Annotated in this window: 8 protein-coding genes and 1 tRNA gene; all 9 read left to right on the forward strand. The window is 56.0% G+C overall.

The features are described from left to right. Nucleotides 1–491: EF-Tu/IF-2/RF-3 family GTPase (locus B3V69_RS04675; protein ID WP_296444259.1), on the forward strand; the 491-nt coding region annotated here is incomplete at its 5' end. Between the two features lie 68 nt (nt 492–559). After that, nucleotides 560–635, forward strand: a tRNA-Trp gene (locus tag B3V69_RS04680). 111 nt (nt 636–746) lie between these two features. Then, nucleotides 747–1,130, forward strand: coding sequence for a preprotein translocase subunit SecE (gene secE, locus B3V69_RS04685; protein ID WP_296444261.1), 384 nt, complete (start codon nt 747–749; stop codon nt 1,128–1,130). Then, entirely contained in the window at nt 1,130–1,738 is a 609-nt protein-coding gene (gene nusG / locus B3V69_RS04690; RefSeq protein WP_296444263.1) for a transcription termination/antitermination protein NusG, read from the forward strand. The genes secE and nusG overlap by 1 nt, the downstream gene beginning before the upstream one ends. Before the next feature lie 187 nt (nt 1,739–1,925). Next, the gene (gene rplK, locus B3V69_RS04695) at nt 1,926–2,357 is read left to right on the forward strand and encodes a 50S ribosomal protein L11 (protein WP_296444265.1); all 432 of its coding nucleotides are present in this window, start codon (nt 1,926–1,928) and stop codon (nt 2,355–2,357) included. Further along, the gene (rplA, locus tag B3V69_RS04700; RefSeq protein ID WP_296444267.1) at nt 2,358–3,053 is read left to right on the forward strand and encodes a 50S ribosomal protein L1; all 696 of its coding nucleotides are present in this window, start codon (nt 2,358–2,360) and stop codon (nt 3,051–3,053) included. A gap of 269 nt (nt 3,054–3,322) precedes the next feature. Next, a complete protein-coding gene (rplJ, locus tag B3V69_RS04705) occupies nt 3,323–3,859 on the forward strand; it encodes a 50S ribosomal protein L10 (protein ID WP_296444269.1) in 537 nt (178 codons plus the stop codon). 42 nt (nt 3,860–3,901) lie between these two features. Then, nucleotides 3,902–4,276 (forward strand): 50S ribosomal protein L7/L12, encoded by a 375-nt coding sequence (gene rplL / locus B3V69_RS04710; protein ID WP_296444272.1) that lies wholly within the window; start codon nt 3,902–3,904, stop codon nt 4,274–4,276. A 264-nt stretch (nt 4,277–4,540) separates the two neighbouring features. After that, nucleotides 4,541–6,795 (forward strand): DNA-directed RNA polymerase subunit beta (rpoB, locus tag B3V69_RS04715; protein ID WP_296444274.1); only part of this gene is annotated, 2,255 nt, incomplete at its 3' end.

Consider the following 6,795-nt stretch of genomic DNA (forward strand, 5'->3'; position numbering starts at 1 on the left):
TTGAACGCGGAGTGCTCAAGGTCGGCGAAGAAATCGAGATCGTCGGTATCTCTGATACCCAGAAAACCATCTGCACCGGCGTTGAGATGTTCCGCAAACTGCTGGACCAAGGTCAAGCCGGTGACAACGTCGGTATCCTGCTGCGCGGCACCAAGCGCGAAGACGTGCAGCGCGGCCAAGTGCTGTGCAAGCCCGGTTCGATCAAGCCGCACACCCACTTCACCGGCGAGATCTACGTCTTGTCCAAAGATGAGGGTGGCCGTCACACGCCGTTCTTCAACAACTACCGCCCCCAGTTCTACTTCCGTACCACGGACGTGACCGGTGCGATCGAGTTGCCAGAAGGCAAAGAAATGGTGATGCCAGGCGACAACGTGTCGATCACGGTCAAGCTGATCAACCCGATCGCCATGGAAGAAGGCCTGCGTTTCGCCATCCGCGAAGGTGGCAAGACGGTGGGCGCCGGTGTGGTTGCCAAGATCATCGCGTAAGTAATAGAAATTGTGGGACAGACCGCAGCGACGCGAAGCGCGCCAGCTCTGTCCTCAACTGATTAGATAGGGGCGTAGCTCAATTGGCAGAGCGTCGGTCTCCAAAACCGAAGGTTGATGGTTCGATTCCTTCCGCCCCTGCCACCTGACTGTGTAAAGAAGGTGGATTCCAAGCCCGCTATGAGAATAGCGGGCTTCAGCGTCTCAAGACGGCTGGGTTTGATTTGACATAGAAAAAGCGCGAGATAGAGAAATATGGCCACCACACAAGTTCAAACTGTCAGTACCGGAGTCGACAAGGCCAAACTCGCTGCCGCAGCGGCATTGGTTGTTGCCGCGCTAGCTGCCTTTTATTTATTCAGCAAACAGGGGGCACTGGTCCAATGGGCTGTATTGCTGCTGGGTTTGGCTGCGGCAATTGTGGTGTTTTTCACCGCCGAACCAGGTAAAGAACTTTATGCCTTTGGCCGTGATGCTTGGCGTGAAGTTAAAAAGGTCGTCTGGCCGGCACGCAAAGAAGCCATACAGATGACGGTCTACGTGTTTGTCTTCGTGCTGGTGATGGCCCTGTTTCTCTGGCTGACTGACAAGACGCTTGAGTGGCTGTTTTATGACTTGATTCTGGGGTGGAAGAAATAATGAATGATGTTGTAGAAACCCCGTCAACCGATACGCCTGCGGCAGCGCAAGTGCTGGCAACGGCGCCGACCAATCCCGATCTGCGCTGGTATGTGGTCCATGCTTATTCGGGCATGGAAAAGGCCGTCGAACGCAACATCATCGAGCGCATCACGCGCGCCGGTATGGAAAACAAATTTGGTCGCATCCTGGTTCCCATGGAAGAAGTGGTTGAGATCAAGAACGGTCAGAAAAAAACCACAGAACGCAAGTTTTTCCCTGGTTATGTGCTGGTCGAGATGGTCATGGATGATGACACCTGGCACCTGGTCAAGCACACCAACAAGGTGACCGGTTTCGTGGGCGGCGCCAAGAATCGCCCCGCACCCATCTCGGAAGCCGAGGTCTTGAAGATCGTCAACCAGATGCAGGAAGGCACCGAGAAGCCGCGTCACAAGGTTGAATTTGTGGTGGGCGAGTTTGTGCGTGTCAAGGACGGTCCATTCACCGATTTCAACGGCTCGGTGGAAGACGTCAATTACGAAAAGAGCAAGGTCCGTGTCGCGGTCACGATTTTCGGCCGTTCCACGCCTGTGGAGCTTGAGTTCTCGCAGATCGAAAAGACCTAAACCGGCAACATTGCGGGGTAGCGCAAGAAAAAATTGAAACTTTTTTGCCCCGCCCTGAACTGATTTATAACTTGGTGCTTCCCGACTCGGTGCCAGGTGTCTTCAAAGTGAGTCGTTAACCCCGGGGAGCCAGGGCCTGCCAATTTAAAAGCACGGTCAGGGCGTCAATACCCGCAAGGAGAAAAGCATGGCGAAAAAAATCGTCGGTTTTGTCAAACTGCAAGTTCCAGCAGGCAAGGCAAATCCATCACCCCCCATCGGCCCAGCATTGGGTCAACGCGGCTTGAACATCATGGAGTTCTGCAAGGCATTCAATGCCCAGACCCAGGGTATTGAGCCCGGTCTGCCGCTGCCCGTGGTGATCACCGCGTTCGCGGACAAGAGTTTCACTTTCGTTATCAAATCGCCACCGTCGTCGATTCTGATCAAGAAGGCTGTCAAGATCGATAAGGGCTCCGCGACGCCGCACACCGTCAAGGTGGGCAAGATCACGCGCGCCCAGCTCGAAGAGATCGCCAAAACCAAGATGAAAGACTTGACTGCTGCCGACATGGACGCAGCCGTTCGTACCATCGCCGGCTCTGCCCGCTCGATGGGTGTGAATGTGGAGGGTGTTTAAATGACCCAGCTCACCAAAAAACAAAAATCCTTCGCCGGTAAGATTGACAGCAACAAGCTGTATCCCCTGGCCGATGCCCTGGGCCTTGTCAAAGAGTGTGCCAATGCCAAATTCGATGAATCCATCGACGTGGCAGTGCAGCTCGGTATTGATGCCAAGAAATCAGATCAGGTTGTGCGCGGCGCCGTCGTGCTGCCTAACGGCACGGGCAAGACCAAGCGCGTCGCGGTGTTTGCCCAGGGCGCCAAGGCTGAAGAAGCCAAGGCCGCTGGCGCTGATATCGTTGGCATGGACGACCTGGCCGCCATGATCAAGGCCGGTGACATGCCTTTTGACATCGTGATTGCTGCGCCGGATGCCATGCGTGTCGTCGGTACGCTGGGGCAAATTCTGGGCCCTCGCGGTCTGATGCCTAACCCCAAGGTGGGCACCGTCACGCCTGACGTCGCAACGGCTGTGAAGAATGCCAAGGCCGGCCAAGTGCAGTTCCGCGTTGACAAAGCCGGTATTGTTCACTCCACGATCGGCCGTCGTTCGTTCGACACCGACAAGCTGCAAGGCAATCTGGCTGCATTGGTGGACGCCTTGACCAAGGCCAAGCCCGCGACCAGCAAGGGGGTCTATTTGAAAAAGGTGGCGGTTTCGTCAACGATGGGTGTGGGTGTCCGCGTGGACATGCAGACCATCGCAGCGTAATTGCAAAAAATTCGGGTTACCTGAAAAGGTGGCTTGAAGTGGTGGGCTGCTCATGCTGCAAGGTTTGGGCAGGTCATCCAAGACCGTTGGCGTGCAAGCCGTACTGGTACGGGTCAGCACTTAATCAGTGTGCCGTGGGTTCGCTCACGGCTCAGCCAACGCAGATGGCGATCCCGCTGCTGATGGAATCAGTTCCGAAACAGTTGGTCGCTGCAATGTGACGTGTTTGAAGGCAATTTGCCGACGAGCACATTTTGAAGGAGTAGACCTTGAGTCTTAATCGCAGTGAGAAAGAAGCGGTCATCAGTGATGTGACTGGCCTCGCCGCAAAAGCTCAAACGCTCGTGATCGCGGAATACCGTGGCATCACGGTCGCTGACATGACCAAATTGCGCTCTACCGCGCGCAGCAACGGTGTAAGTCTGAGTGTGTTGAAAAACACGCTGGCTCGCCGTGCTGTCACGGGTAGCGGGTTTGAAGTTGTGTCCGACCTGATGACCGGTCCGCTGATCTATAGCTTCTCTGAAGATGCAGTGGCTGCCGCGCGAGTGGTGGCTGACTTCGCGAAAACCAACGACAAGTTGGTCATTCGCGGTGGCGCATATGGCGGAAAAGCTTTGGACGTGAACGGCGTTAAAACGCTTGCCAGCATCCCTTCCAAGGAAGTGTTGTTGGCACAGTTGCTGGGCTTGATGCAATCCCCGATTTCGCGTACGGCACGTGTGCTGGCAGCGATCGCGGAGAAAAAAGGCGCCGGTGTGGCAGAAGTAGCCGAAGAAGCACCCGCTGAGGCAGTTGCAGCTTAATTGCCCGCAGCCTGTTGTAACCAATATTGTTAGGAAATAAAAATGGCATTCGATAAAGACGCATTTTTGACCGCGCTGGACAGCATGACGGTCATGGAACTCAACGACCTGGTGAAAGCCATCGAAGAGAAATTTGGCGTGAGCGCTGCAGCAATGTCCGCACCCGCAGGCGGCGGTGGCGCTGCTGCCGCTGTGGCCGAAGAGAAGACCGAATTCAACGTCGTTCTGCTGGAAGCCGGTGCCGCCAAGGTGTCGGTCATCAAGGCTGTGCGCGAAATCACGGGTCTGGGCCTCAAGGAAGCCAAAGACTTGGTGGATGGTGCTCCGAAGAACGTCAAGGAAGGCATTTCCAAGGCTGACGCCGAAGCTGCCATGAAGAAGCTGGTGGACGCTGGCGCCAAGGTCGAACTCAAGTAATCGATCTTCCCAAAAGGGCTGGGTGCTCCAAAAGAGCCCCCAGCCTTTGGCGCTTATGAGAGTGCACTGAAAAGCAGGCTGGATGTCTGTTTTTCAGTGTCTTCTGACCCCGACTGCAGAAGATGCCTTGGTTCGGGTTGCACGCAATGTGTAACCGTCCGCCAATGATTGGTAGTGGCCAATCACCAAGTTAGTTGAGTGTGGTGCTCAACGCGACAGTCGCCTAGGACCCCCAGGATTCCTTAGTCTTTGCCCGGAGATCTCATGGCTTACACATACACCGAACGCAAGCGCATTCGCAAAAATTTTGGCAGCCGCGACAGCGTGCTCGAAATCCCTTACCTGCTGCAAATGCAAAAGGATGCCTATACGGCATTCCTGCAGGCCGATGTTCCCCCGAAGAAGCGAACCGTCGAGGGTCTGCAGGCAGCTTTTGAAGCGGCATTCCCGATCATCTCGCACAATGGTTTTGTCGAGATGAAATATCTCGAATACAACCTGGCCAAACCGGCTTTTGACGTGCGCGAATGCCAGACCCGCGGTCTGACTTTTGCGTCCGCTGTGCGGGCCAAGGTTCAACTGTTCATCTATGACCGCGAATCTTCGACTTCGCAAAACAAGGTCATCAAAGAGGTTAAAGAGCAGGAAGTCTACATGGGCGAAGTGCCCTTGATGACGGGCAAAGGTTCCTTCATCATCAACGGCACGGAACGCGTGATCGTGTCTCAGTTGCATCGTTCGCCGGGTGTTTTCTTTGAACACGACAAGGGCAAGACCCACAGTTCGGGCAAACTGCTGTTTTCGGCACGGATCATCCCTTACCGTGGCTCCTGGCTCGATTTCGAGTTCGACCCCAAAGACATCCTGTACTTCCGCGTCGACCGTCGTCGCAAAATGCCGGTCACGATTTTGCTCAAGGCCATCGGCCTGAACCATGAGTCCATCCTGGCCAACTTCTTCGTCAATGACAACTTCCGTCTGATGGACAGTGGTGCCCAGATGGAGTTCGTGGCAGAGCGTCTGCGCGGTGAAGTGGCTCGTTTCGATGTCACGGACAAGAGCGGCAAAGTGGTCGTGGCCAAAGACAAGCGGGTAACTGCGCGTCACACCCGCGAACTGGAGCAATCGGGTACCACGCACATCAGCGTGCCGGAAGATTTCCTGGTGGGTCGCGTGGTAGCACGCAACATCATTGACACCGACACCGGCGAGATCCTGGCCAAGGCCAACGAAGAACTCACGGAAGCATTGCTCAAGAAATTGCGCACGGCTGGCGTGCAGGACTTGCCGTGTATTTACACCAACGAACTGGACCAGGGTGCGTACATTTCGCAAACCCTGCGCACCGACGAAACGGTGGATGAGTTTGCGGCACGCGTCGCCATCTACCGCATGATGCGCCCCGGCGAGCCGCCAACCGAAGACGCCGTGCAGGCGCTGTTCCAGCGCTTGTTCTACAACCCCGACACCTACGATCTGTCGCGCGTGGGCCGCATGAAGTTCAACGCCAAGATGGGTCGTGCTGAATCGACCGGTCCCATGGTTCTGACCAATGAAGACATCCTGGCCGTGGTCAAGATTCTGGTGGATCTGCGCAATGGCCGCGGCGAAGTGGACGATATTGATCACCTTGGCAACCGGCGCGTACGTTGCGTTGGCGAGTTGGCAGAAAACCAGTACCGCACCGGGCTGGCACGGATTGAAAAAGCCGTCAAAGAGCGTCTCGGCCAAGCCGAGCAAGAACCGCTCATGCCGCATGACTTGATCAACAGCAAGCCGATTTCGGCGGCTTTGAAAGAGTTCTTCGGCGCCTCGCAGTTGTCGCAGTTCATGGATCAGACCAATCCCTTGTCTGAGATCACCCACAAACGCCGCGTATCGGCCCTTGGCCCAGGTGGTTTGACGCGCGAACGCGCCGGCTTCGAAGTGCGTGACGTGCACGTCACGCACTATGGCCGGGTGTGCCCGATTGAAACGCCTGAAGGTCCGAACATCGGCCTGATCAACTCACTGGCGCTGTATGCGCGGCTCAATGAATATGGGTTCATTGAAACGCCTTATCGTCGCGTGGTGGACAGCAAGGTCACGATGGATATCGATTATTTGTCCGCCATCGAGGAAGGCAAATACGTTATCGCTCAGGCAAACTCCGTACTCGACAAAGACGGCAAACTCACGGGTGAGCTGATCTCGGCCCGTGAAGCGGGTGAGTCGATTCTGGTGGGTGCAGAGCGTGTGCAGTACATGGACGTCTCCCCCGCACAGATCGTGTCCGTGGCAGCATCGCTGGTGCCCTTCCTTGAGCACGACGATGCAAACCGCGCCTTGATGGGCGCCAACATGTCGCGTCAGGCCGTACCAATCTTGCGTCCGGAAAAACCGCTGGTTGGAACCGGCATCGAGCGCGTTGCTGCGATTGACTCCGGCACCGTCGTAACGGCAACGCGTGGTGGCGTGGTGGATTACGTTGACGCGACCCGCGTTGTGATTCGCGTCAACGACGCAGAAGCGCAGGCCGG

This window comes from Rhodoferax sp. UBA5149, assembly GCF_002413825.1.
In the GTDB taxonomy this organism is placed as follows: Bacteria; Pseudomonadota; Gammaproteobacteria; order Burkholderiales; family Burkholderiaceae_C; genus Rhodoferax.

Coding starts and splice junctions, on each gene's coding strand:
- secE (WP_296444261.1), top strand. CDS start 747: ATGGCCACCACACAAGTTCAAACTGTCAGTACCGGAGTCGACAAGGCC.
- nusG (WP_296444263.1), top strand. CDS start 1,130: ATGAATGATGTTGTAGAAACCCCGTCAACCGATACGCCTGCGGCAGCG.
- rplK (WP_296444265.1), top strand. CDS start 1,926: ATGGCGAAAAAAATCGTCGGTTTTGTCAAACTGCAAGTTCCAGCAGGC.
- rplA (WP_296444267.1), top strand. CDS start 2,358: ATGACCCAGCTCACCAAAAAACAAAAATCCTTCGCCGGTAAGATTGAC.
- rplL (WP_296444272.1), top strand. CDS start 3,902: ATGGCATTCGATAAAGACGCATTTTTGACCGCGCTGGACAGCATGACG.